General features: G+C 43.6%; 24 protein-coding genes and 1 riboswitch. Of the genes, 19 read left to right on the top strand and 5 right to left on the bottom strand.

What is annotated here, in order from left to right:
• The first annotated feature begins 50 nt into the window (after positions 1 to 50).
• The 4 genes from MHZ95_RS00890 to MHZ95_RS00875 all read left to right on the top strand — a co-directional run bounded on the left by MHZ95_RS00890 (position 51) and on the right by MHZ95_RS00875 (position 4,109).
• Complete coding sequence (locus MHZ95_RS00890; protein ID WP_239388520.1) at positions 51 to 539, top strand: flavin reductase family protein; 489 nt, start codon at positions 51 to 53, stop codon at positions 537 to 539.
• Positions 540 to 804: 265 nt separating this feature from the next.
• On the top strand, positions 805 to 1,683 hold the full coding sequence (locus MHZ95_RS00885) for a patatin-like phospholipase family protein (RefSeq protein WP_239388518.1): 879 nt from the start codon (positions 805 to 807) through the stop codon (positions 1,681 to 1,683).
• Positions 1,684 to 1,838: 155 nt separating this feature from the next.
• A complete protein-coding gene (locus tag MHZ95_RS00880; RefSeq protein WP_239388516.1) occupies positions 1,839 to 3,575 on the top strand; it encodes an AAA family ATPase in 1,737 nt (578 codons plus the stop codon).
• Positions 3,576 to 3,683: 108 nt separating this feature from the next.
• Positions 3,684 to 4,109, top strand: coding sequence for a DUF1801 domain-containing protein (locus MHZ95_RS00875; RefSeq protein WP_239388515.1), 426 nt, complete (start codon positions 3,684 to 3,686; stop codon positions 4,107 to 4,109).
• An 84-nt stretch (positions 4,110 to 4,193) separates the two neighbouring features.
• Here MHZ95_RS00875 and queE read toward each other — a convergent pair whose 3' ends face one another.
• The 3 genes from queE to queC are packed head-to-tail and all read right to left on the bottom strand — an operon-like array spanning position 4,194 to position 5,985.
• Positions 4,194 to 4,901, bottom strand: a complete 708-nt coding sequence (gene queE / locus MHZ95_RS00870; RefSeq protein WP_239388513.1) for a 7-carboxy-7-deazaguanine synthase QueE — start codon at positions 4,899 to 4,901, stop codon at positions 4,194 to 4,196.
• Positions 4,898 to 5,323: a 6-carboxytetrahydropterin synthase QueD gene (gene queD / locus MHZ95_RS00865; RefSeq protein WP_239388511.1), complete on the bottom strand. Its 426-nt coding sequence runs from the start codon at positions 5,321 to 5,323 to the stop codon at positions 4,898 to 4,900. Before queD ends, queE begins: the two co-directional genes overlap by 4 nt.
• Positions 5,320 to 5,985 (bottom strand): 7-cyano-7-deazaguanine synthase QueC, encoded by a 666-nt coding sequence (gene queC, locus MHZ95_RS00860; RefSeq protein ID WP_239388510.1) that lies wholly within the window; start codon positions 5,983 to 5,985, stop codon positions 5,320 to 5,322. Before queC ends, queD begins: the two co-directional genes overlap by 4 nt.
• A 7-nt stretch (positions 5,986 to 5,992) precedes the next feature.
• A riboswitch (PreQ1 riboswitch) is annotated at positions 5,993 to 6,036 on the bottom strand.
• Between the two features lie 110 nt (positions 6,037 to 6,146).
• Here queC and MHZ95_RS00855 point away from each other — a divergent pair.
• From MHZ95_RS00855 to hpaB, 11 genes are all read left to right on the top strand, one after another.
• The gene (locus MHZ95_RS00855; RefSeq protein WP_239388508.1) at positions 6,147 to 6,302 is read left to right on the top strand and encodes a DUF1540 domain-containing protein; all 156 of its coding nucleotides are present in this window, start codon (positions 6,147 to 6,149) and stop codon (positions 6,300 to 6,302) included.
• Between the two features lie 215 nt (positions 6,303 to 6,517).
• Positions 6,518 to 7,360 (top strand): aldo/keto reductase, encoded by an 843-nt coding sequence (locus MHZ95_RS00850; protein ID WP_239388506.1) that lies wholly within the window; start codon positions 6,518 to 6,520, stop codon positions 7,358 to 7,360.
• Between the two features lie 125 nt (positions 7,361 to 7,485).
• Positions 7,486 to 7,980: a hypothetical protein gene (locus MHZ95_RS00845; RefSeq protein WP_239388504.1), complete on the top strand. Its 495-nt coding sequence runs from the start codon at positions 7,486 to 7,488 to the stop codon at positions 7,978 to 7,980.
• A 90-nt stretch (positions 7,981 to 8,070) separates the two neighbouring features.
• A complete protein-coding gene (locus tag MHZ95_RS00840; RefSeq protein ID WP_239388502.1) occupies positions 8,071 to 9,435 on the top strand; it encodes a sigma-54 interaction domain-containing protein in 1,365 nt (454 codons plus the stop codon).
• A gap of 261 nt (positions 9,436 to 9,696) precedes the next feature.
• Positions 9,697 to 11,259, top strand: a complete 1,563-nt coding sequence (locus MHZ95_RS00835) for a class I adenylate-forming enzyme family protein (protein ID WP_239388500.1) — start codon at positions 9,697 to 9,699, stop codon at positions 11,257 to 11,259.
• Between the two features lie 12 nt (positions 11,260 to 11,271).
• The gene (locus MHZ95_RS00830; protein WP_239388498.1) at positions 11,272 to 12,063 is read left to right on the top strand and encodes an enoyl-CoA hydratase; all 792 of its coding nucleotides are present in this window, start codon (positions 11,272 to 11,274) and stop codon (positions 12,061 to 12,063) included.
• A gap of 13 nt (positions 12,064 to 12,076) precedes the next feature.
• Positions 12,077 to 12,289 (top strand): acetyl-CoA carboxylase biotin carboxyl carrier protein subunit, encoded by a 213-nt coding sequence (locus MHZ95_RS00825; protein WP_239388496.1) that lies wholly within the window; start codon positions 12,077 to 12,079, stop codon positions 12,287 to 12,289.
• Positions 12,290 to 12,301: 12 nt separating this feature from the next.
• Complete coding sequence (locus tag MHZ95_RS00820; RefSeq protein WP_239388494.1) at positions 12,302 to 13,228, top strand: hydroxymethylglutaryl-CoA lyase; 927 nt, start codon at positions 12,302 to 12,304, stop codon at positions 13,226 to 13,228.
• An 84-nt stretch (positions 13,229 to 13,312) separates the two neighbouring features.
• Entirely contained in the window at positions 13,313 to 14,851 is a 1,539-nt protein-coding gene (locus MHZ95_RS00815; protein ID WP_239388492.1) for an acyl-CoA carboxylase subunit beta, read from the top strand.
• 118 nt (positions 14,852 to 14,969) lie between these two features.
• The gene (locus MHZ95_RS00810) at positions 14,970 to 16,427 is read left to right on the top strand and encodes a GntP family permease (RefSeq protein ID WP_239388490.1); all 1,458 of its coding nucleotides are present in this window, start codon (positions 14,970 to 14,972) and stop codon (positions 16,425 to 16,427) included.
• Between the two features lie 112 nt (positions 16,428 to 16,539).
• Positions 16,540 to 17,970 (top strand): 4-hydroxyphenylacetate 3-monooxygenase, oxygenase component, encoded by a 1,431-nt coding sequence (hpaB, locus tag MHZ95_RS00805; protein ID WP_239388488.1) that lies wholly within the window; start codon positions 16,540 to 16,542, stop codon positions 17,968 to 17,970.
• Between the two features lie 67 nt (positions 17,971 to 18,037).
• Here hpaB and MHZ95_RS00800 read toward each other — a convergent pair whose 3' ends face one another.
• Positions 18,038 to 18,223, bottom strand: coding sequence for a gamma-type small acid-soluble spore protein (locus MHZ95_RS00800; protein WP_239388486.1), 186 nt, complete (start codon positions 18,221 to 18,223; stop codon positions 18,038 to 18,040).
• 346 nt (positions 18,224 to 18,569) lie between these two features.
• Positions 18,570 to 19,772 carry a right-handed parallel beta-helix repeat-containing protein gene (locus MHZ95_RS00795; RefSeq protein ID WP_239388484.1) on the bottom strand — a complete coding sequence of 401 codons (1,203 nt, stop codon included), beginning with the start codon at positions 19,770 to 19,772 and terminating at the stop codon, positions 18,570 to 18,572.
• 600 nt (positions 19,773 to 20,372) lie between these two features.
• Here MHZ95_RS00795 and MHZ95_RS00790 point away from each other — a divergent pair.
• The 4 genes from MHZ95_RS00790 (at position 20,373) to MHZ95_RS00775 (ending at position 22,195) form a co-directional block, all read left to right on the top strand.
• Positions 20,373 to 20,696, top strand: a complete 324-nt coding sequence (locus MHZ95_RS00790) for a hypothetical protein (RefSeq protein ID WP_239388482.1) — start codon at positions 20,373 to 20,375, stop codon at positions 20,694 to 20,696.
• 261 nt (positions 20,697 to 20,957) lie between these two features.
• The gene (locus MHZ95_RS00785) at positions 20,958 to 21,455 is read left to right on the top strand and encodes a YjdJ family protein (RefSeq protein WP_239388480.1); all 498 of its coding nucleotides are present in this window, start codon (positions 20,958 to 20,960) and stop codon (positions 21,453 to 21,455) included.
• Between the two features lie 52 nt (positions 21,456 to 21,507).
• Complete coding sequence (locus MHZ95_RS00780) at positions 21,508 to 21,696, top strand: hypothetical protein (RefSeq protein WP_239388478.1); 189 nt, start codon at positions 21,508 to 21,510, stop codon at positions 21,694 to 21,696.
• Positions 21,674 to 22,195 carry a hypothetical protein gene (locus tag MHZ95_RS00775; protein ID WP_239388476.1) on the top strand — a complete coding sequence of 174 codons (522 nt, stop codon included), beginning with the start codon at positions 21,674 to 21,676 and terminating at the stop codon, positions 22,193 to 22,195. Before MHZ95_RS00780 ends, MHZ95_RS00775 begins: the two co-directional genes overlap by 23 nt.
• Positions 22,196 to 22,403 lie beyond the last annotated feature (208 nt).

Genomic DNA, 22,403 nt, shown 5'->3' with positions numbered 1-22,403 from the left:
GAGAGCACTAAAATTAGGTTGTCTCAAAATATGGTACTGGAGTGTCTATCATGGCAGATCGTATTACAAGTTTCAAAGAAGTGATGGGGAATTACCCGACAGGCGTCACTGTCATTACGGCTTTTGACGAGCAAAATAATCCGATTGGACTTACAGTCAATTCTTTTGCGTCCGTATCATTGGACCCGATGCTCATTCTATGGTCCATTGATAAGAGAAGTGCGTCTTATGATTCCATTTTGAAGGCGGATCAATTCGCAGTTAATATTTTGGCGGAGGACCAAAGTGATCTTTGTGTATTATTTTCAAGTAAAGTGGCCGATCGATTCAGTCAATGTGAATGGACACAATCCGAATTGAATCTCCCGCTTCTTTCCGAGTCATTAGCAGTTCTACAATGTAAAACATTCAAACAAGTGGATGCTGGTGATCATACAATTTTAATCGGAGAAGTAGTAGATATTCAAAAAGCGGAGAAGGACCCGCTTCTTTATCATCGAAGAAAATTCGGTCCGATTCCGGAAGCATTTCATAACTAAAAAACAACGCATCGGGAACCCCTTTCCCGGTGCGTTTTTTAATAAATACCCCCACATTCAGTGAAATCCCGCCATTTAGCCGTCTTTCAAAGAAGACGCATCGAGACCCTTGTTTGTTTCATACAGTTGTAGTGGTTGTGTAGAGATGAGCATGTTTACCTATGTCACAAGATTCATTGCATCACACCCTACCTATATATGCGCATAAATGCTGTTCCATTCATCTCTCGGCACGGAGGCATCATGAAAAGGGAAGGGGTCATACATGATCATTGATGGTGTATTTTCCGGAGGTGGTTTGAAAGGCTTTGCACTGGTGGGGGCTTATCAAGTGTTGCAGGAGAAGGGGTATCGATTTCAGAGAGTTGCCGGCACTAGCGCAGGATCCATTTTAGCCAGTTTCATAGCAGCGGGTTATTCGGCCAAGGAAATCGAGGCTTTGCTGGATGAGTTAGATACGTCAACTTTTCTCGATCCTCGCAGGACGATTCTTCCATTCTCATTCATGAAATGGCTCGGCTTGTATTGGCGGCTTGGCCTGTACCAAGGAAAAGCATTGGAAAATTGGTTTTTGGAAAAGTTGGCGAAGAAAAACATTTACACCTTTGCAGACATTGCGCCGGGTTCGTTAAAGCTTGTGGCTTCCGACTTGACACATGGCAAAATGATTGTTCTTCCAGATGACTTGGAACAGTATGGGATCGTCCCGGATAATTTTCCGATTGCCCGTGCAATACGGATGAGCTGCGGCATCCCGTTTTTCTTTGAACCGGTGAAATTGAAAGTCGGTTCCGGCGACACAATCGTTGTCGACGGAGGCGTGCTCAGCAACTTTCCAATGTGGATATTTGACGGTGAACATGGAAAACGGGAGCGGCCGGTATTAGGCTTGAAATTGAGTCAAAGTAACGAAGACATGGAAGGCCATCCCATTCACAATGCATTGCAGCTATTCGAAGCACTATTCTCAACCATGAAAAATGCGCATGATAACAGGTATATTTCCCGTAAACATGAAAAAGACATCATTTTTATCCCCGTCGAAGGTTATCGTGCGACCGAATTCGATATGGATGAGGCAACTAAAAATGCCTTGATGGAAATTGGACGTGAGCGAACGTTACAATTTTTAAAAACATGGTAATACGAATTGCTGGAAGTCAGCCCAGCCTGTCCTTCCTCTGAGTCTTCATTCGCCAAGATGTTCACGATTCATTCAATAAATCCATTAAATTCCCTATCTTATTTGCCTATTTTTTATTATAATAGACACATACCAAAGAAGGAGTTGGGGAAGGCTTGAAGCCTATTTCTACATTTACAGCAAAAATTGTCGTCCTGGTCCTCTTAGTCGTTGGAATCGCAACAAGTGTCGGATGGTATGTTTTTGGTGTGAATAAAGGAACGGCGATTTCCTTTTCTGCCTTGGAACAAACAATCCAAGCCGAGAATGGTCAGCCGGTAACCTTGCAGGAAAAATCTGATGGAACGGTCTATTTGCAAACTGATGATGCGTTATATGTGACGCAAGTCCGTCCACAGAGTGAATTGGTTGAACAGTTAGTAGAAAAATATAATATCAATTATCAATATAGAGATCAAAGCGGTATCGGCGGTTTGCTCATGGGTGGGCTCCTGATTGCGGGGTTCATTACGCTATTCGTTCTTCACAAAAAAGGGAAGATCGGTATTGGCGCTTCCACGATGAAAAACAGTGCTTCCAAAGCAACCCCTTTGCCGGAGATTACGTTACAAGATATCGGTGGGCTTCCAGATGAAATGAAAGAAGAGATCCACCAAACATTATCCATCATTAAAGATCCGAAACGTTCTACGCAACTAGGCATTGCTGCGCCGAAAGGGATTTTATTGTATGGACCTCCTGGAACGGGGAAAACATTGTTAGCACAAGCGATGGCACGTGAAATCGGCGCCACTTTCTTTTCATCGAGCGGTGCGGCTTTTACGGAACTGTTCGTCGGTGTCGGAGCGTCACGGGTGCGCACATTGTTTCAAAATGCAAGAAAGCATACACCTGCGGTCATCTTTATCGATGAAGTGGATGCCCTTGCGGCGAAACGGAAAGCGCATGGCGGAGAAGAAGCAGAAAAAACGTTGACTGAATTGCTCGTCCAGCTGGATGGCGGCAGTGACAATGACGGTATTCTGTTCATCGCGGCGACGAATCGGAAGGATATGCTCGATGACGCGTTTTTGCGTCCTGGACGAATCGATTATTCATTCCAAGTGCCTCTACCTGATACGACGGGTAGAAGGGAAATCATTGATATCCATGCGAAAGGCAAGTTGTTGGCAGCAGATGTCGTTGCATCCTTGGATACGTTGGCGGAAAGCACCTCAGGCTTTTCCGGTGCCGAGCTTAGCTCCCTGTTTGAAACGGCGAGCAGAAGGGCGATCCGTGATGGGCGTCAAGAAATCGATAAAAGCGATTTGGATTTTGCGATAGACCGCACAATTTTGGGAAGCACTTCCCGTACCATGAACGATCCGGAGACAAAAAGAAGAGTGGCTATTCACGAATCCGGTCATGCGCTCGTCGCAGCGATCACCAAGCCTGGTTCGGTTCGTAAAGCGACAATCATTCCGCGCGGGCAAGCGCTCGGCTATGTCGCGCCGCTTCAAAAAGAGCTTCATCTTTCCACATTCAGCGAATTGCTCGATCAAGTGAGCATGATTCTCGCGGGCGGCGTTGCGGAACGGCTGTATTTGGGTGAACATAGTATTGGTGTCAGTGGCGATGTTCAGCAAGCGAAAGATATCATTGAGCGGATGGTCGACACGGGTCTTTTGGAAGACGGTTTTACGTTAACGTTCAATAAAGGCGAAAAAGAAGCGAAAATGCAACAAATTTTTGGAGATGCCCTTCGGAAAACGGAAACTTTATTACAGGAAAATGCTTCCCAGTTCGAACAGTTAGTCGAGGCGTTGATGCAAAAAGAAACGCTCGATGGGACAGAAGTCCAGTCAATTGTCGATAGAAAAGTGGCTGTGTTCGAAGAAGTTGGCGTCTGTTAAATAGAATAGAAAATGAAAAACAGCCATTGATGGCTGTTTTTTATTGTATAGAAGACATGCTATGATGAATGGAAAAGAAGTATGAAATCAGATGGGAGTGAAAAGCGTATGTATGAACAAAAGACGAAGGAAACAGACGCGAGTGTTATCGAGTTTATTGAAAGTGTGGAGAGTCCTAAAAAACGGGAAGATGCATACCGATTGCTCGAACTTTTTAAAGAAGCAACGGGTTATGAGGCTAAAATGTGGGGGCCAAGTATCATTGGATTCGGTTCCTATCATTACGTCTATAAAACCGGACATGAAGGGGACGCACCACTGGTTGGATTTTCTCCGCGAAAAGCGAAGATTAGTTTGTATTTTGCACCGGGGGAAACTGAACGGGAAAGCTTGTTGGCACAATTCGGAAAACATACGACGGGAAAAGCTTGCGTCTATATTAACAAAGTGGCCGATATCGATACAGATGTGTTAAAAGAATTGATCACCGCATCCGTAGTATTTTTACGGAAACAATATCCTGAACAATCATGAATAAGCGAAGAAAAGGTGCTGTTCCCCAAAGTCTAAAAACGACTTCGAAGAAAGCACCTTTTTCATTTATTTACAATTATACTATTACACGCCACGCTTATTTCCCCACACTAAAGCATGCAATTGCGGCAGTACTTTTGCGTCGTTCATAACGGGGGAGTTGACGGCCAGTTCAATGAGCCATTCGTAGCGTTGCAGTAATTTCGGTACGAGGAAGGCGTCGTCTGTTGTGGTAATGTCGTCGTTGCCGGTTTGTAAAAAGAAAGGGACTGTCGGGTAACGGAGATGGACCTCTTCCGCAAATTTGAAGTCGTCCTCATCAAAAATGACAATTTTCAGGCTGGCGTTTGCAGCCGCTAGTTTTTCCATGAATCGGTCTAGCTTATCAAAATCCGTTACCATCTTTGAACTTGGCGGTTTCGGGGACAAGGTAATGTCATCGATGTTCAATAACCAATCTTGCCAGAACGAAGCCTGTGTTTCGACCCCGACTTTCCATCCTTCTGCATGGCAAAGGTCGACGAGTTCCCCGATACCTTTATGCAGCGCTGGATTTCCACCTGAGATCGTTACATGTGAAAACAATTGTCCGCCAATCGCTTTTAGTTCTTCGATGATTTGCGTCGGTCGTTTCGAGACGCTTTTGCCCGTTCCATCCCATGTGAAACTGGAATCGCACCAGGAACAAGAATAGTCGCAACCTGCTGTGCGGACAAACATTGTTTTTTGCCCCACGACCATTCCTTCGCCTTGAATCGTCGGACCGAACACTTCCATTACAGGAATTTTCATTGCAAATCCTCCTGTCCTGGACGGTAGACAACATAGCTTGTCGGCGTTTCCCGAACGATCACTTGCAGGCAAACCGGACGATTTTCCCTCGTCCGTAGTACATCTTGGATCGTCGTCCAAATCGTTTCCGCCAATATTTCCGTTGTGGGAAAGCGATGTTGGAATTCGGGATGATCATTCAAGACGGAATGGTCATACTTTTTATGGATCAAGTCTTTCAATTGTTTAAAGTCGATCAAAAAACCGAGCGAATCCAATTCATTTCCGCCAATGGTCACGTTGATATGGTACGTATGTCCATGCATCACTTGACATTTTCCGGCTTCTTCATCGGGAATGAAATGAGCCGCTGAAAAATGCATATCTTTGTTTAATTCGAATCGATAGCTATGTTGGACTTGTGGGTAAAATTGCTGCATCATTTGACAACACCTGCAGACTTTTGAGTTAAATATGTCGCGAGACCTTCATTGCGCAACACGCATGCCGGGCATTCCCCGCAACCTGAGCTCGGAACACCATTATAGCAAGTGAGTGTTTTCTCTTGTACAAAATCGAGTGCACCAAGTTTGTCCGCCAAAGCCCATACTTCTGACTTATCGAGCCACATTAACGGTGTATGAATGACAAAGCGCCCATCCATCGCCAAATTCAATGTTACATTCAATGATTTGATAAAATTATCACGACAATCCGGATAGCCGCTAAAATCCGTCTCACTGACACCGGTGATCAAATGCCGTGCGCCGATCGCATCTGCATAGACGGCTGCGAAAGAAAGGAACAGATGATTGCGTCCCGGGACGAATGTCGATGGCAATTCGCCATCCACTTCAGTCACTTCGATGTCATCCCGCGTCAATGCATTGGCCGACAATTGGTTGATCAATTGCATATCGAGCACTTTGAACGAGACATCGAGCTCCTCCGCTATTCTCTTTGCACATTCGATTTCATCCGAATGGCGTTGTCCGTAGTCGAACGTTACCGTTGCGACTTCTCGGAAATTGTTCAATGCCCAAAACAGGCATGTCGTACTGTCTTGGCCGCCACTAAAGACGACGACCGCTTTTTCGTTTTTCAATATCTACATCTCCTTAGTTTTTTATAGAGGGAGTTTGCGAACCTCTTTTTTAGAACCTTGTCCATCATAACATATGTAAAGTAAGGTTGGTTTGAACCATTTTAAAATAAGTATTTTTTCTCGCGATCTTGTGCATCCTACAAAAAAGGAGGTGTGAAGCCGTGGCTCAAGAAATTCTTTGTGAAGTGAACAACTGTAAATATTGGAGCTCAGGCAATAAATGTAGCGCCAAATCGATTTACGTTGTCAGCCAAAAAGGTAAAAAGGCAACGAGCAGTGAAGAAACCGATTGTAAAACATTCGTACCGAGAGATTGAACACGGCGGATTCTAAGTCGCGTCCGAGGAATTCAACCCTCAATTTGCATCTAGAATCACACATATGAAGCCTTCTTAACAGGAAAACCTCCTTCTGTGACGAACTCGTCATGGGAGGAGGTTTTTCTCGGGTGAGTAGATAAAGGATTCAACTATTTGAATTCTTAGATAGCTAAATGATACCTTTACCTTATAAAGGAAAGGGGAAAGAGAAAATGAATCAAGTAATCTCAGAAATACGATTAAACGATGGCTTAACGTTGCCTACTCTTGGTTTAGGTACATATAAGCTGAATGGAAATGAAGGCGCAAATGCGATCAAGCAGGCCATTGATATCGGCTACCGGCTGATTGATACCGCCTATAACTATGAAAATGAAGGGACAGTAGGGGAAGCAGTTCGGCGGAGTTCGGTACCGCGGGAAGAATTACGGATTACATCCAAATTGCCGGGACGTTACCAAACGTATGACAAAGCGATTGTCACGATTCAAGAATCCTTATATCGTGCAAATCTGGATTACTATGATCTCTATTTGATTCATTGGCCAAATCCGAAGCAAGATTTGTATGTGGAAGCTTGGCAGGCGTTGATCGATGCGAAAAAACAAGGACTCATCCGCTCCATCGGTGTATGTAATTTCCTGCCTGAACATTTGGAGCGACTACAGAAAGAAACGGGTGTACTGCCGAGTCTCAACCAAATTGAATTGCATCCTTTTTTCAATCAGGAAGAACAACGGCAATGGCATGAGAAACATAATGTGAAGACCGAGTCTTGGAGTCCGATCGCCCGAGCCAATGAACTGCTCGAAAACGAAGTGCTCCAACAGATTGCCGATCAGCATGGCAAGTCGATCTCGCAAGTGATCTTACGTTGGCATATTCAACTGGGAGCCATTCCAATTCCAAAGTCAGCCTCTCCAGAACGCCAACTGGAAAATATCTCGATTTTCGATTTCACCTTAAATGAGGAAGAGATGGAAAGAATCGCAACATTGACACGTCCGGATGGGCGATTGAAAAATCAAGATCCAGCATTTTATGAGGAATTTTAAGAAGAGAGGAAGCGCATCGGCAAGAAGCGGTGTGCTTCTTTTTTGATAGACATAGCACTGAACTTTCACGCTTTGTTAGCCTTTGAATAATCTAGATAGAGGTCCATTTGGATAGGAGGAAAAGTATGGTCAGTTTTTTATCGTTTAGTGGAACTGTCACAGCAATCAATGATTTTCCAATCGGACAAAATGCCGGCAGTGAAGGTTGTTATACATTATTTACGGTAGATAACGGTTATGGGAATATCGTCAATTTTGTTGTGTCGCCTACGACTTATTTTGTGGAACATGCTATGGTGTCGGTCGGGGATCGAGTCACTGGCTTTTATGATGCAAATGCCCCTGTACCTCTCATTTATCCTCCACAATATCGAGCTCTTGTCATGGCCAAGGACCATTCTTATCAAAATGTGAAAGTCGATTATTTCAACAGACAACTCGTCAGCAGTGATGGGATGCTGCAATTGAATCTCGCTCCCAATACACCAATCGTTCTGCAAAACGGGCAGGCCTTTAGGGGGAATCCTGCCAATCGGAATTTGATTGTGGTCTATGGTGCGACGACTAGAAGTATCCCAGCCCAAACGACACCTTATCAAATCGTCGTTTTATGTCCATAGGAAAAATGATGAGTTTTTTCTATTTTGAGAAGGTTCGGATATCATGTAAAATAGTTAGAGAAGAGGTGAATGGGAGAAGGGGGACATCACATGATTTCCGAGCAGTTCTTTAATCATCAATTACTCGACATCGTATTTGAAAGTGCCAATTATGGAACGGTCATTGTGGATCGGAACGGGAAAATCCAGTATATGAGCAACCAATATTGCGAGTTTCTAGAAGTGAATCGGGAAGATGTCGTTGGGGAGTATGTCGCAAATCTTATTGAAAATACCAGGATGCATCTTGTCGTTCAAACCGGTCAATCGGAAATGGCGGACTTACAGTTTCTGCGCGGCAGTTTTGTCATCGCGAATCGGATTCCCATTATCGAAAATAAAGAGATCATTGGTGCGATTGGGACAATCCTATTTCGTGATCTTCATGATTGGAAGGAAATGAATAATAATATAAAAGAACTATTGGCAAGGAACAATCTTTATCATCCTGAAGACGAGCCGATGAACGGGATCAACTATACCTTACATGATCTAAAAGGGAACTCCAAAGCTATATTGGAATTGAAAGAACGTATTAAAAGAATCGCTGAAGGAGATATTTCCATCTTGGTTAGGGGAGAAAGTGGAACAGGAAAGGAAATTATCGCTCAAAGCATCCATCAACTAAGTTCACGCAGTCAAAAACGGTTTGTCAGTGTGAATTGTGGTGCAATTCCGGAACATTTAATAGAATCCGAGTTATTTGGCTATGAAGAAGGTGCTTTTACAGGGGCGAAAAAAGGCGGGAAGATCGGCAAGTTTCAACTGGCGGATGGCGGGACCTTATTTTTGGATGAGATTGGAGATATGCCTCTACATATGCAAGTGAAGATGTTGCGTGTTCTTCAAGAAGGGGAAGTGGAACCGGTCGGCTCCCTTCAATCTCAAAAAGTGGATGTCCGGATTGTTGCTGCTACGAACCGCCCATTGGAAAAAATGATTGAAAACAGGGAGTTTCGCGAGGATTTATTTTATCGGATCAATGCCGTGCAATTAATGGTTCCGCCTTTGCGTGAAAGAACGGAAGATATTCCAATGCTCGTCCAGCATTTTCTTGAGAAAATAACGTCCAGAATCGGAAAACGGGTGCAATGCGTTCAGCAAGACGTACTCGCATTATTTCAACGGTATAACTGGCCCGGGAATATAAGGGAATTGGAAAATGTACTGAATGCCGGCGTCCATTTGGCGCAAGATAGCCTCATTAGAATGCCAGACTTGCCGGATTACTTGACGAAGGAAGCTGTAGATATACAGAAAAAAACATTGAAGGAAATTGTGGAAGAGACTGAAAAGCAGGCTATTGAACAGGCGTTAAAGAATAGCCAATACGATAGAAATAAAGCTGCGATGATGCTAGGAATTGGCAACTCCACCATTTACGAGAAGATTAAAAAATATCAACTCATCGATTGATCAACAATAATCTGGGGATCCGGAAAACTTTTCGGATTTCCGGATTTTTTATTTTGCCCATTTATCCATGTGTGTGAGTGAAGAAAAACCATATCCAATGAGATTTTTGGAAAGCAGAAGTCATAACCATTTTCCGGATTCCCGGAAAATGCAGCAAATATCTGCGTGAATAGAAGTTTAAAAACATGGATTATTCAATGTATTTGGACTTGGCATGAAACTTGCTTGTAGTAATAGCGAGAAACGAAAGGGGGAAATCCAATGGATGTTGGACTGTTTACGAGAAAGATGGCGAATGGGCTCCATCCGGCAACTCGGGAAAAAATTGCATTAAAAGAAGAGATGGGGAGAAGTTGGACATACGCCGACCTCCATCGTATATCGAACAGCTATGCCAATCAGCTTCGCGAATTAGGCGTTCAAAAAGGGGATCGAGTGGGCGTCTTGCTGTATAACTGCTTGGAATACTTCGGGTTGTATTTTGCTGCCGCAAAAATTGGTGCCATTGCGGTGCGTTTAAACTTCCGGCTTTCAAGTGGGGAACTTGCATATGCCCTTAACGATTCCCAAACGAAAGTATTATGCTTTCATTCGAATTTGACGAGTGAATTGGATAAAGTACGCCAGCAAGTGGCTGTGGAACAATACATTTGCTTGGAGAATGAACAGGAACCGATTCCGGAGTGGTCTCAACCTTGGCGACTGTTGGAAGACGGTTCAGTAGAAGAAGTGCCGGAACAGAACGTTAAATTAAGTGATCCGGTCATGCTGATGTATACATCGGGGACGACGGGCAGGCCAAAAGGAGCCATTTGGACACATGATACGACCCTATGGTTTTCAGCTATCCAATCGTTGAAATGGAAATTCACGGGTCAAGAAATTGGCATGACAACAGGTCCGCTCTATCATGTAGGTGCGATGGAAGACATTGGACTGCCCGTTCTTATGATGGGTGGAACACTGGTCATTACGGAGAGTCAAGGATTTGAGATCGGTCGAATTCTATCGGTAATTGAGCAGGAGGAAGTGACCGATTGCTTTTTATTTCCATTTATGATTTATGAAATGCTGAACGCTACGGACATCGATCAGTATAAGTTGGAAAAGCTTCGGACGATTTACACCGGTGGGGATCCATTATTGCCATCCGCTCTCGAACGATTGAAAGAACTGTATCCAAATGTAGGTGTTGTACAAGTATATGGATTAACGGAAGGGACACCGATCGCTGCATCGCTCGACCCGCAAGATGCATTTACAAAAGGGCAAACGGTCGGCAAGCCGATGCCGCTTACGGAAATCAAGATCATTGATGATCATGGCAATATGTTGCCTGTCGGTGAAGTAGGGGAGATTGCGATTAAAGGGCCGGCGGTGTCAGTAGGCTATTGGCGAAATCCGAAAGCGACGATGGAAACGTTTGTAGACGGTTGGTGTAAAACGGGCGATTTAGGGAAGCTCGATCAGGATGGATACTTAACGATTGCGGGAAGGAAGAAAGATATGATCCGAAGTGGCGGCGAGAACATTTACGCTGCTGAAATCGAGGATATTCTCTATCGCCACGAAGACATTCAAGAAGTTTCCGTCGTCGGCATACCTGATCCGAAATACATCGAAGCGGTGTGCGCGGTTGTCGTTAAAAAGAAAGATTCCCAACTGACGGAGGAAGAAGTCATCCGTTATTGTGTGCAACATGTAGCGAGCTATAAAAAGCCGAGGAAAGTCGTATTCGTCGATGAATTGCCACGAACACCTTCCGGCAAAATCCAGAAATATATTTTACGTCAAGATTTCGGTGAAGTGAAACTAGAAGCATAAGGAGGCAAGCCGATGCAAAAAATCCGTGTTGTAGCATGGTCCCTGGAAAAAAATATTGCAAAGATCGTTATTGATAATCCGCCGGTCAATGTTTTAAGCGCCGCTGTCATTGAACAATTGAACGAAGTCGTGGAGGAAATCGAACGTCATCCGGATGTGAAGGTCGTCATTCTCACCGGTGGAGGAGAGAGGGCTTTTGTTGCCGGAGGGGACATCAAAGGATTCCCGGCATGGATCGGACAAGGGGTGGAAGAAGCGAAACAGAAGGCGCTTTGGCTTCAACAACCGCTTAATAAGATCGAACAGCTGCCCCATCCGACCATCGCCGCCATCAACGGACTCGCCTTAGGCGGAGGATGTGAACTTGCTTTAAGCTGCGATATCCGGATTGCGGAGGAATCCATTGAGATTGGTCTGCCCGAGGTGACATTAGGATTATTCCCAGGCGCTGGCGGTACACAAAGGTTACCGCGTTTGATCGGAAAAGCAAGGGCGAAAGAAATGATTTTCACTGGGGAATCGATTTCAGCTATAGAAGCTGAACGAATCGGCCTCGTCAATCATGTCGTGCCGCAAGGGAAAGCGCTAGAAAAGGCGCTGGAAATCGCAGAGAAGATTTGCAATCATTCTTCGCAACCCGTTTCGTTTGCCAAGCAATCGATTGATGTCGGTTATGAGCAAACGCTTCAAAAAGGGTTGGTGACTGAAGCGGATTATTTCGGCCAAGTATTCCAGACGAAAGATGTAAAAGAGGGCGTCGAAGCCTTTATTCAAAAACGGCAACCGAAATTTATCGATCAATGAGGAGGAAATGAACATGACGAATATTGTAGCGAGTATGGCAGGAAGTGTTTGGAAAGTATTGGTGGCGGAAGGGGATGAAGTGAAAGAAGGACAAGATATCATCATCCTGGAATCGATGAAAATGGAAATTCCGATAGCCGCTGAAAAGGACGGCATAGTCAAGAAGATCCAAATCCAAGAAGGAGATTTCGTCAATGACGAGGATATCCTCGTTGAGATTGAATAGGAGGTTTTATCATTGAAACTACCAACATCTGTCACGATTAAAGAAGTCGGACCGCGAGACGGCTTGCAAAATGAAAAACAGTCCATATCAACAGCGGACAAAATTACATGGATCGATTCGCTCTCCGAAACAGGACTTTCGTATATCGAAGTGAGTTCCTTTGTCCACCCGAAATGGATTCCGCAGCTGGCTGATGCTGCAGAAGTATTGAAGAATATCCGTCGGAAGCCGGGTGTCACGTATGCCGCGCTCGTCCCGAATGTAAATGGCCTGGAACGGGCATTGGACATCGAAGTCGATGAAGTGAGCATTTTCATGTCAGCAAGCGAGGCGCATAATCGAAATAATATTAATAAATCCATAGAAGAAACATATCCGATCTTGGAAGAGGTTGTAAAAGAAGCGAAAGCGGCGGGCAAGACAGTGAGAGGCTATTTGTCAACCGTGATCGGTTGCCCGTATGAAGGAGCGGTAGCACCCGCACAAGTCAGAACAGTGGCCGACCGCCTTTTTTCCATGGGAATCGACGAACTTTCTTTAGGCGATACAATCGGCGTCGGCGTCCCTACGCAAGTGGAACGATTGCTTGAGGAATTGCTGCCGTATTTCAGTGCGGATCAGCTTGCCATGCATTTCCATGATACGAGAGGAACCGCACTCGCTAATATTGTGAAATCACTTGAAATGGGCATTACAATTTTCGATAGCGCGCTCGGAGGATTGGGCGGCTGTCCATACGCCAAAGGGGCTTCCGGCAATGTCGCGACCGAAGACTTATTGTATATGCTCCATGGAATGGGAATCGAGACCGGCGTCGAAGTCGATGCCGTAATGACATCGGCCCGCCTTATTGAAAACATTCGGGGTGAAAAATTGAAGAGCCGCCAAATGGAGATGGAAGCGGCGAACTGCCAAGAAAACCGAAAAGCTAGCGTTTAACGCATGAATCATCGATTGGAAGGGTAATAGGCGTTTGCAGAAAACCGCAGTCTTCAATATACAGGGAAATAGGGAGGAAACAATATGACGACAACAATCTCGCAATCTGATTACCAACTGAAAAAAGAATCCGTCTTGCAAGGCGGCCAGGAAAAATATCATCAAAAAAATACAGAACAAGGGAAACTGTTTGTCCGTGATCGATTGGAACTGCTTTTTGACGATGGGCTGAAAGCGGAAGACGGGCTGTTTGCCAATTTACTAGCAGGTGATTTACCGGCGGATGGCGTTGTCACAGGCATTGGTAAAATTCATGGCCGCACGGTTTGTGTCATGGCGAATGACTCGACTGTCAAAGCGGGTTCTTGGGGGAAACGGACCGTTGAGAAAATTTTACGCATTCAAGAAACGGCCGAAAAGCTGCGTTGTCCGATGCTGTACTTAGTCGACTCGGCAGGCGCCCGGATCACGGACCAATTGGAAATGTTCCCAGGTCGCAGAGGGGCCGGACGGATTTTTTATAATCAGGTGAAAATGTCAGGGAAAGTCCCTCAAATTTGCCTGTTGTTTGGACCATCCGCTGCGGGGGGCGCCTATATTCCAGCCTTCTGTGATATCGTTGTCATGGTTGAGGAGAACGCCTCGATGTATCTCGGCTCACCTCGGATGGCTGAAATGGTGATAGGGGAAAAAGTGACGCTGGAAGAAATGGGCGGCGCGAAGATGCATTGCTCGGTATCGGGTTGTGGAGATGTCCTCGCGAAAAATGAAGAAGAAGCCATTGCCTACGCGCGAAACTATTTAACATATTTCCCAGAAAACTTTACGGAGAAGCCAGTAAAAGCGGAGGCAAAAGCGCCCACAATTTCTGAGAAAAGCATCGAAGAGATCATCCCGAACAATCAAAACGCATCATTCGATATGTACCAATTGATTGATCGCCTAATTGATGAAGGTTCGAAATGTGAGATTAAGAAGCTTTTTGCTCCTGAACTTATAACGACACTTGGACGGATCAATGGCCAGCCGATCGGAATCATTGCCAATCAGCCCCGTGTCAAAGGTGGAGTGCTATTTCATGATAGCGCCGATAAAGCGGCGAAGTTTATTAATCTATGTGACGCTTTCCATATACCGCTATTATTCCTTGTCGACGTACCCGGTTTCATGATCGGAACGAATGTTGAACGGGCCGGGATTATCCGACACGGTGCGAAAATGATTTCAGCGATGAGTGAAGCGACCGTCCCTAAAATGACAGTCATCGTCCGGAAAGCTTATGGCGCGGGGTTATATGCGATGGCGGGACCCGCTTTCGAACCGGATTGCTGCATTGCACTTCCGACAGCGTCCATCGCGGTCATGGGACCGGAAGCAGCGGTCAATGCCGTCTATGCGAATAAAATCGCCTCCCTCCCTGAAGAGGAAAGAGCTTCCTTCATCGCGGAAAAGCGGGAGGAATATCGCGAGGATATCGACATTTACCGTCTTGCTTCAGATTTGATCATCGATGATATTGTAGAACCGAACCGTTTACGTGAAGAGCTTGCATCGCGTTTGGATGTTTATTTATCCAAATACATGGTATTCACCGAGCGGAAACATGGCGTTTACCCGGTGTAACGAAAGGTAGAACTGCCGAGGCGTACACCTCAATTCAGTTTGAGGTGTCCCTTCTTGTTAGGCTTTAAGTTTCCCAGTTTTACTTTTACGACCAAATCTCGCGATAGAAGGTGAATTTATGGAATTGCTGATTATTCTACTTTCACTCGGCTTTCTGATCTTTTTCGCATATCGGGGCTTTTCTGTCATCATCATCGCTCCGTTATGCGCATTGTTTGCGGTCTTCTTCACAGATCCAAGTTATGTACTGCCGTTCTTTTCAAATGTTTTTATGGAAAAGATGGTCGGCTTTGTGAAATTATATTTTCCAGTCTTCTTACTAGGTGCCGTTTTCGGTAAAGTCATTGAGATGACAGGCATTGCGGAAAGAATCGCTAAAATCATCGTCCGTTTTATCGGTGCCAAACAGGCAATTCTTACAGTCGTCCTAATGGGGGCTATATTAACCTATAGCGGTGTGAGCTTATTTGTCGCGGTGTTTGCCATTTATCCTTTTGCAGCTCAGTTATTCCGAGAAGCGAATATTCCGAAACGGCTGATCCCTGCAACGATTGCATTTAGTGCTTTTACCTTTTCCATGGATGCCATTCCGGGATCGCCGCAAATCCAGAACGTCATCCCGACCAGCTTTTTCAATACGGATGTCTATGCCGCGCCCATTCTTGGATTAGTCGGCGCTGCATTCATATTTGCGTCGGGCATGCTCTATTTGGAGAGCCGTCGCCGCAAAGCGGCAGCGAATGGGGAAGGGTATTATGGTATCGGGAAAAATAAAATAAGCGAGCCGACAGCGAATGGCGAGCTTGCGGCTACGACTGAAACCGTTCATACGCAGACATCATCGGCATCAACGACGAAAATCGTAATGAAAGATTGGCTTGCTTTTCTACCTCTTATTCTTGTCGGTGTGATGAATAAGTTTTTTACCGTGAATATTCCGAAGTGGTATGCAGATGGATTTGAATTTGCGACGCTCGGTTTGAATGAATATGGAAGCGTTAACATGAACCAGCAACTTGCGATTTGGTCTGTTGAACTGGCATTGCTTGTCGGTATTTTCACTGCCATCGCATTGAATTTTCAAGCCGTTAAAGCGAATTTCCAAGCCAGCTTGAATGTAGGGATAAGTGGTGCTTTATTGGCGACGATGAACACGGCATCCGAATTCGGCTTTGGTGGAGTCATTGCAGCATTACCAGGTTTTGCTGTTGTGCAAAACGCGCTTTCGACGGCTTTCACCCATCCATTGATCAATGGAGCAGTCTTAACGAATACACTTGCCGGCATAACTGGATCCGGATCTGGCGGAATCAGTATTACGTTAGGAATCATGGCAGAAAAGTATGTAGAAGCCGCGGCCGCATTTGATATTCCATTGGAAGTGATGCATCGCGTGATGTCGATGGCGGCAGGCGGAATGGATACATTGCCGCATAATGGAGCCGTTATCACATTGCTAGCAGTATGTGGACTAACGCATCGACAAGCGTATAAAGATATTTTTGTCATTACGATCATCAAAACGTTGGCTTGTTTCTTTATCATTTGTTTGTATATGTTGACGGGGCTCGTCTAAATCTCGTTCATCGCCGACTTGTCACGATTGCTGGGCGGAAATAATAAGATAGATATAGAGAAGGAAATGCCTTGACGACACATGCAAACCTTCAGCGATGAGGAGTGGGAAGTTGCCAGCCAGTACGGGAAGTGACTATATTAGCAGGATCGATCGGTTGCAAACAAATGTATGGATAGATGGCACCCCCATTACAGGCAAGATTTCGGAACATGCCGCCTTTAAAGGAATCATGAAAAGCCAAGCGGCATTATATGATTTACAGCACCAACCAGAAGTTCGGGAAAAGATGCTGTACCGTTCTCCTACAACAGGGCAATGGGTCGGCATGTCTTTTTTACAGCCGAAAACAAAGGAGGATTTAACGAAAAGGCGGCTCATGATTCAAGAGTGGGCCAGATTGAATAACGGCATGATGGGAAGAAGTCCGGACTATATGAATACCGTCATCACGGCACTTGCCTCTTCCGTAGATTGGTTAAAAGGAAAAGCGAGTTGTTTTCCGGAAAATGTTTTAGCCTTTTATGAATATGTACGCGAAAATGATTTGTCGATGACCCATACGTTTATCGACCCGCAAGTGAACCGCAAGGCATTTTATTTTGAAGAGTCGGAAGAGCCGATCGCGGCGAAAGTGATGGCCAAAAATGAAAACGGTATCCTGATCAAAGGAGCGCGTTTACTTGCTACGCAAGGTGGGATTACGGATGAGATTGTCGTCATCTCATCGGGAGGCGTGCATGTTGAGGCGAATGGCTTTGCGTTTGCCATCCCAAGCAATTGTGAAGGACTCCGATTTGTATGCAGGGAATCATTTGTCGGAGGGGATTCCGCCTTTAATTATCCGCTTAGTTCACGCTATGAGGAAATGGATACGATCGTCGTGTTCGACAACGTCTGGGTGCCCTGGGAGCGCGTGTTTTATTGTGACAATATGGCAGTAGCGAACAGTTTTATGCGTACGAGTGCCTATTTGCCATTCACTTTGCATCAAGTCGTCTCCAGACAAATTGTGAAGACGGAGTTTATCCTCGGTGTTGTTCAGTCGATCATCGATACGATCCAGATCGGGGAATACCAGCATGTACAAGAAAAAGCCACCGAGGTCATTGTCGTGTTGGAAACGATGAAAGCGCTTGTACTGAAAGCGGAATCCGAAGCCCAGCTAGATGAAGCAGGATTTATGCGCCCGGACCAAACGACACTGCAAATCGCCAGCAATGTCTACCCACGGATCTATCCGCGCTTTGCTGAAATCATCCAGCAATTAGGGGCGAGCGGTCTAATGTCTATACCGACTGAAAAAGCATTCCAATCGACGATACGCAAAGATTTGGATCAGTATTTACAAGCAGCATCCAAAAATGCGGAAGAGCGTGTGAAGCTTTTCCGTTTGGCATGGGATTTGACGATGAGTGCGTTCGGGACACGCGAAACGTTGTACGAACGGTTTTTCTTTGGCGATCCGGTGAAGCTGGCAAGCCAGCTGTATCATGAATATGAGAAAGAGGCATTTGTGAAACGGGTGGAGAAATTGATGTAGAGGGAATCTGGTACGAAAACGATGTTGAATCGTGAGCGTACCAGATTTTTGCATTTAACAAAAGGATTTAGCGGTTTTGCTCCCGGACTGCTTCAGCATCCGTGTCGCTGTACTGGCCAGTGCCAAATCCACAAGATTTCGCGAGTACTTCTTTTATCTCATTATACGTCAGTCCGGAATTGGCGTTCTGACGTTTGACCTCCTCGATATCCGTCCCCGCTTCCGTATACTTTTTTGGGTCGTTGCTTTCCATTGAAACACCTCCTCCTTTTGAGTAGGTTCTGTTGATTGGCGATTTTTATGTAAAGGTTGGATTAACAAAAGGATAGTGGAAAATTGTTTATTGTCAATATTAATGAAGCTCATTGGTTGTTGGGAACGTATCAAAAAGCTCCACCAAAATGAGAACAGGGTACCAAACGGCATTCTTAGCATTTCACCTACATTTACTTCATCATGACTTGTATCAAACCTCTAAACGTTGTAATTTGCATTATGAGGACTGTGTCCCTTTATGAAGTAGTGTAGGTAGGCTTCAAAAACTTTGTTGAATAAAACAACAGGCGCTTGAATGAGAGCGCCTGTTTCAATACATTTTTTTACTTCTTGCACCGGCATGATTTGCGTTGACATTTGTCACAACGCTGAGATCCTGCTGTATTAATACAACGTGGATTAGGATTTTGGCATTTAAATTTGCTTTGATTTTGGCAGTTGGCAAGTTGTAGTCGACACGCTGCAAGTTGTTGTTGTAAGGCTTCAAGAGCAGCTTGACACGCCAGATCAGTGGAACAGGGAAGCGGTGGAGATTGTAAAAAAGGTTCAAATTCAAGAATGGTCGGTGGGTTTCCGTTAAGCAGAATAGCGTCCCCTGATCCAGAACCTGCACCGGAAGGTCCATCAGGAGCCCCCCACCAGTTATTTGTGGCATCTAATAATCTTGGTGCAACTGCATAGGCCCCTGCGGCAATATTAAGTCCAGCATTGGCATTACCCTGAATATTGTTATGTTTTGCCCGGATATTTGAATTCGGTCCAGGTACGAAAGCAGTGGTTACTGAAATCCCATTTGAAATGCTATTGTGCAATATATTATTGTTTATATCAGTTCGATTGGTTCCGCCACCAAAGAATATTGAACTTCCTTGCGTATTGGTTAATGTGTTACAAGCGATGGTTACATTTGTCGTATCAATTAAAGCGATCGAGTTGTCTGTAAGCATTTCATTTCTTACAATAACGACATCAGACGCATTTGTAGCCATATTGATGGATGCATTTGCATGGGGTCCTGTAAATCGGTTGCTATCAATTAATAGGTTTTGAATGCCTTGATCAGAATAGACTCCGTTACCGGTTGAAGCTCCGGCTTGATTATTATTATTAAAAATATTTTGCCTAACTTGTGTTTCAGTTTCCCCATTTGAATTGACATAAAAACCGAAAACATTATTTTGTACAATATTATTAAAGAACCAATAACCTGAAAAGGTTGGAAGGGAATATGCGCCTGCTCCAGCAGTGTTTCCCTGAATGGTAAACCCATCAACTACGACATTGTTAGCCGCTAATTGAACCAGGGCAGTCACAGATGTCCCCGTTATAATGGACTCAGTACCAGGGGCACCTGTCCGCGTTCTTGCATCAACCCCGGCTTGAGCGCCTAGTAATTGAATCATTTTATTAATAACGATGGGGCCGGTGTAGGTGCCTGGAAGCACCCGAATGGTGTCATAATCATTTGCTACGGTAATGGCGGCTTGTATTGACTGACCTGGGCTGACTATAAATTCTTGAGCCAAAAGGCACAACCTCCTTTTCGTATTCTATTCTGTTCCATAGGGAATGATTGGACGAATAGAACAAGAAAATAGACAAACGGAACAAAATATCAGTTAAGCCGTAAAACTTTCGAAATTCCGTTTGTCACCTTATTTAGAGGGGTTTTTTTCTTTTTGTTGCCTTGATAGTAATAAAAAGGGTATCTGAATTTTCTAGTGTAAACATGTATTTACTTTTCGACAACGCTTTTAGCATCATTGATGGATTTGTCATCGCAGTAGGATCATTTTTAAATGGTAGCCTTTTCTTATGGAATAATAATGAAGCCAAATATCTCCGTTATTTTGAGCTGTAGCACAGGAAGCTAAAAGGAAAAGATACAATGGAGCCATGTATGCAAAATTATGCTTGATTGGTTTTTTCATGTTCATAAAATAATTTTAGAAAAGTTGTATACTTTTTTGCTTTACAATTGTTATATAGGTGAGTAATCACTGAGAAATCTGTGTGAATTGAAGAAGGTGTGTTTCTCGAACTGGTAAAGCAAATTAGTTTGACAATTTTCGGGAAATCCATGGTATTGTGTTTGGAGGTAAGGGTGTTCATGGGGGAGGATTTTCATGAGTAAAATGATTGCTTACGGTGCTTATTTTCTAATCGCAGCCATAGTCACCTATTGTGTTGAATTTTTTCTGTCATATATGATAAGTGGCATTTTATTCTATGCTGCCGACGCACCACCAGGAGATATTTCTGATACGAGTAAATTACTGTATAGTGTAGGAATGCCTGTCATCTATGCCTTTGTTCTTTTTGGGCTCTATTATTTTTATCGCGAGATACTTAAAAGCTTCAGTATCCATCTGATGTTAAGTGTTGGGGTTTTGTTCCATATAATCATTGCCATTTATCTCATTTGGAGTATAATACCGGATGCTTTTTAATTGATAAAAGGAAAATTCTCCATCCATTTCACTGTATAAACGGATTGTAGTGAGTGAAAATAACAGCGTTTTATTTAATACGATTAGCGGAAAGTATTGGAGAAAATTTATAAAAAGCGGGGAAGGATTAAAAGCTTGATAAAAGTTCACTTTACAGTAGGAAGAATAACAACATCTTTATTAAAAAAGAATAATTTCATATAGTGCAAGTTGCGGTGTAAATAAATATTTGACTTTAAAAAATATTCGAGGTGTAAAAAAATGTCCTTCAAGATGATTATCCAACTTATTTTAGCTTCGCTCCTTTTAGTATTTTCTACTGGGGCTGCATGGTATGAAGGTAGCACAATAGTAGAGATACCTTGGGAATGGCAACATACAGTGATTTTTTCACAGATGGCGAATGGTCAAGTCGAAGATAAAAATGATATTTTACAAATCGACTATTTTGTATATGCTGCTAAATTTGCACCTACCTTTCCTTTACTCATGCTATTAAGTGCTACATACCTCATAATCCTTATGGGATATACTTTACTCAAATGTAACGGGAGGATGTTTGAGTATTTTCTATTTTGGATAGGCGTTTCATTTTTAGTATTAAGTGGTTTTGTATCAAAATCTCCAACGATTGGCTTGAAAATCTTTTTCGTTAGTTTTCTGGTGATAGGAATATTATTAATAGGTATTGGATTGTTTGGATTCCTTAATGATAGGGCTAAACGTGCTTTGGGAGAAAGGGAAAATGAAACAATTTAATATAGATGGCCTAGAGGTCTTAAAGTAGGTGTTTCAAGGAGGCTGGGTTAATTTGAGATGGTTTTTGGCGATACCTTTTCTGTTTTTAGGAGCTTTTTTATTTTCATTGATTATTGATCAGATGGGAAATATAGGGCATATCATAATGAAATTGCTAGGTTTTGGCTGTATTTACATGGGTGCTTTAATTGTCAAAGGAAAGAGAGGGGATAAAGCGATTGAAAAAAGGGCTAACAATTAAGTTTTATATATTATCTTGCTTAGTTCTTATATTTTTATTGAGTTCGTGTGCTAGTAAACATAAAAATCCTACCATTGAACAGAAATTGCTGGATGTAATGAAAGATACCGATGTTCAGGTAGAAGAGATCATCCATTTAGAAATTGTAAAAGATGGGGTTCTGGTTTTTTATACGCGAGACAACAGTCTTTACAATGCTTTCATCAAGTTAAAGGGAGCTCAGTGGGAGTGGTATTTAGGAAGCGGCACACTTCCCATACAAACAGATCAGGTGCTAAACTCGGCATTTACGAATTTTGATGATTTTTTTATTCGGTACGGTGTCATAACAGATCCGAAGATAAGGCGAGTAAAGGATGAAGAAAGTAATCATTATGCAAAGATTATACAAAACGAAGACGGATTGAGAATTTATTTCTTTGTAAATAGAACAGTTGTATTTGATAGCGAGAAGATGAGAACACGATTTCATACACTTGTACCTGTTTATGAAAATTAAAATGGATTACGAATGAACAGCTTCGAGGTTTAAAACGAATGTTTGAGCAGGAGAGATTGCTTTTGTAATAGGAAGTTGTTAAAAGCACTCCAGTCATGTTCGACAAGTGAGTCGTTTTATTCGATTTAAAAAATGATCCCCTTCTAATAAATCCACTGTTTGTATTTCTCTGAAATCATGATATCGGATCGAATTTAAGGTATAATCA

This window comes from Sporosarcina sp. ACRSM (assembly GCF_022346545.1).
Taxonomy (GTDB): Bacteria; Bacillota; Bacilli; order Bacillales_A; family Planococcaceae; genus Sporosarcina.
Note: the sequence above shows the minus strand (reverse complement) of the source record. Positions and strands in the feature narration are given on the sequence as shown.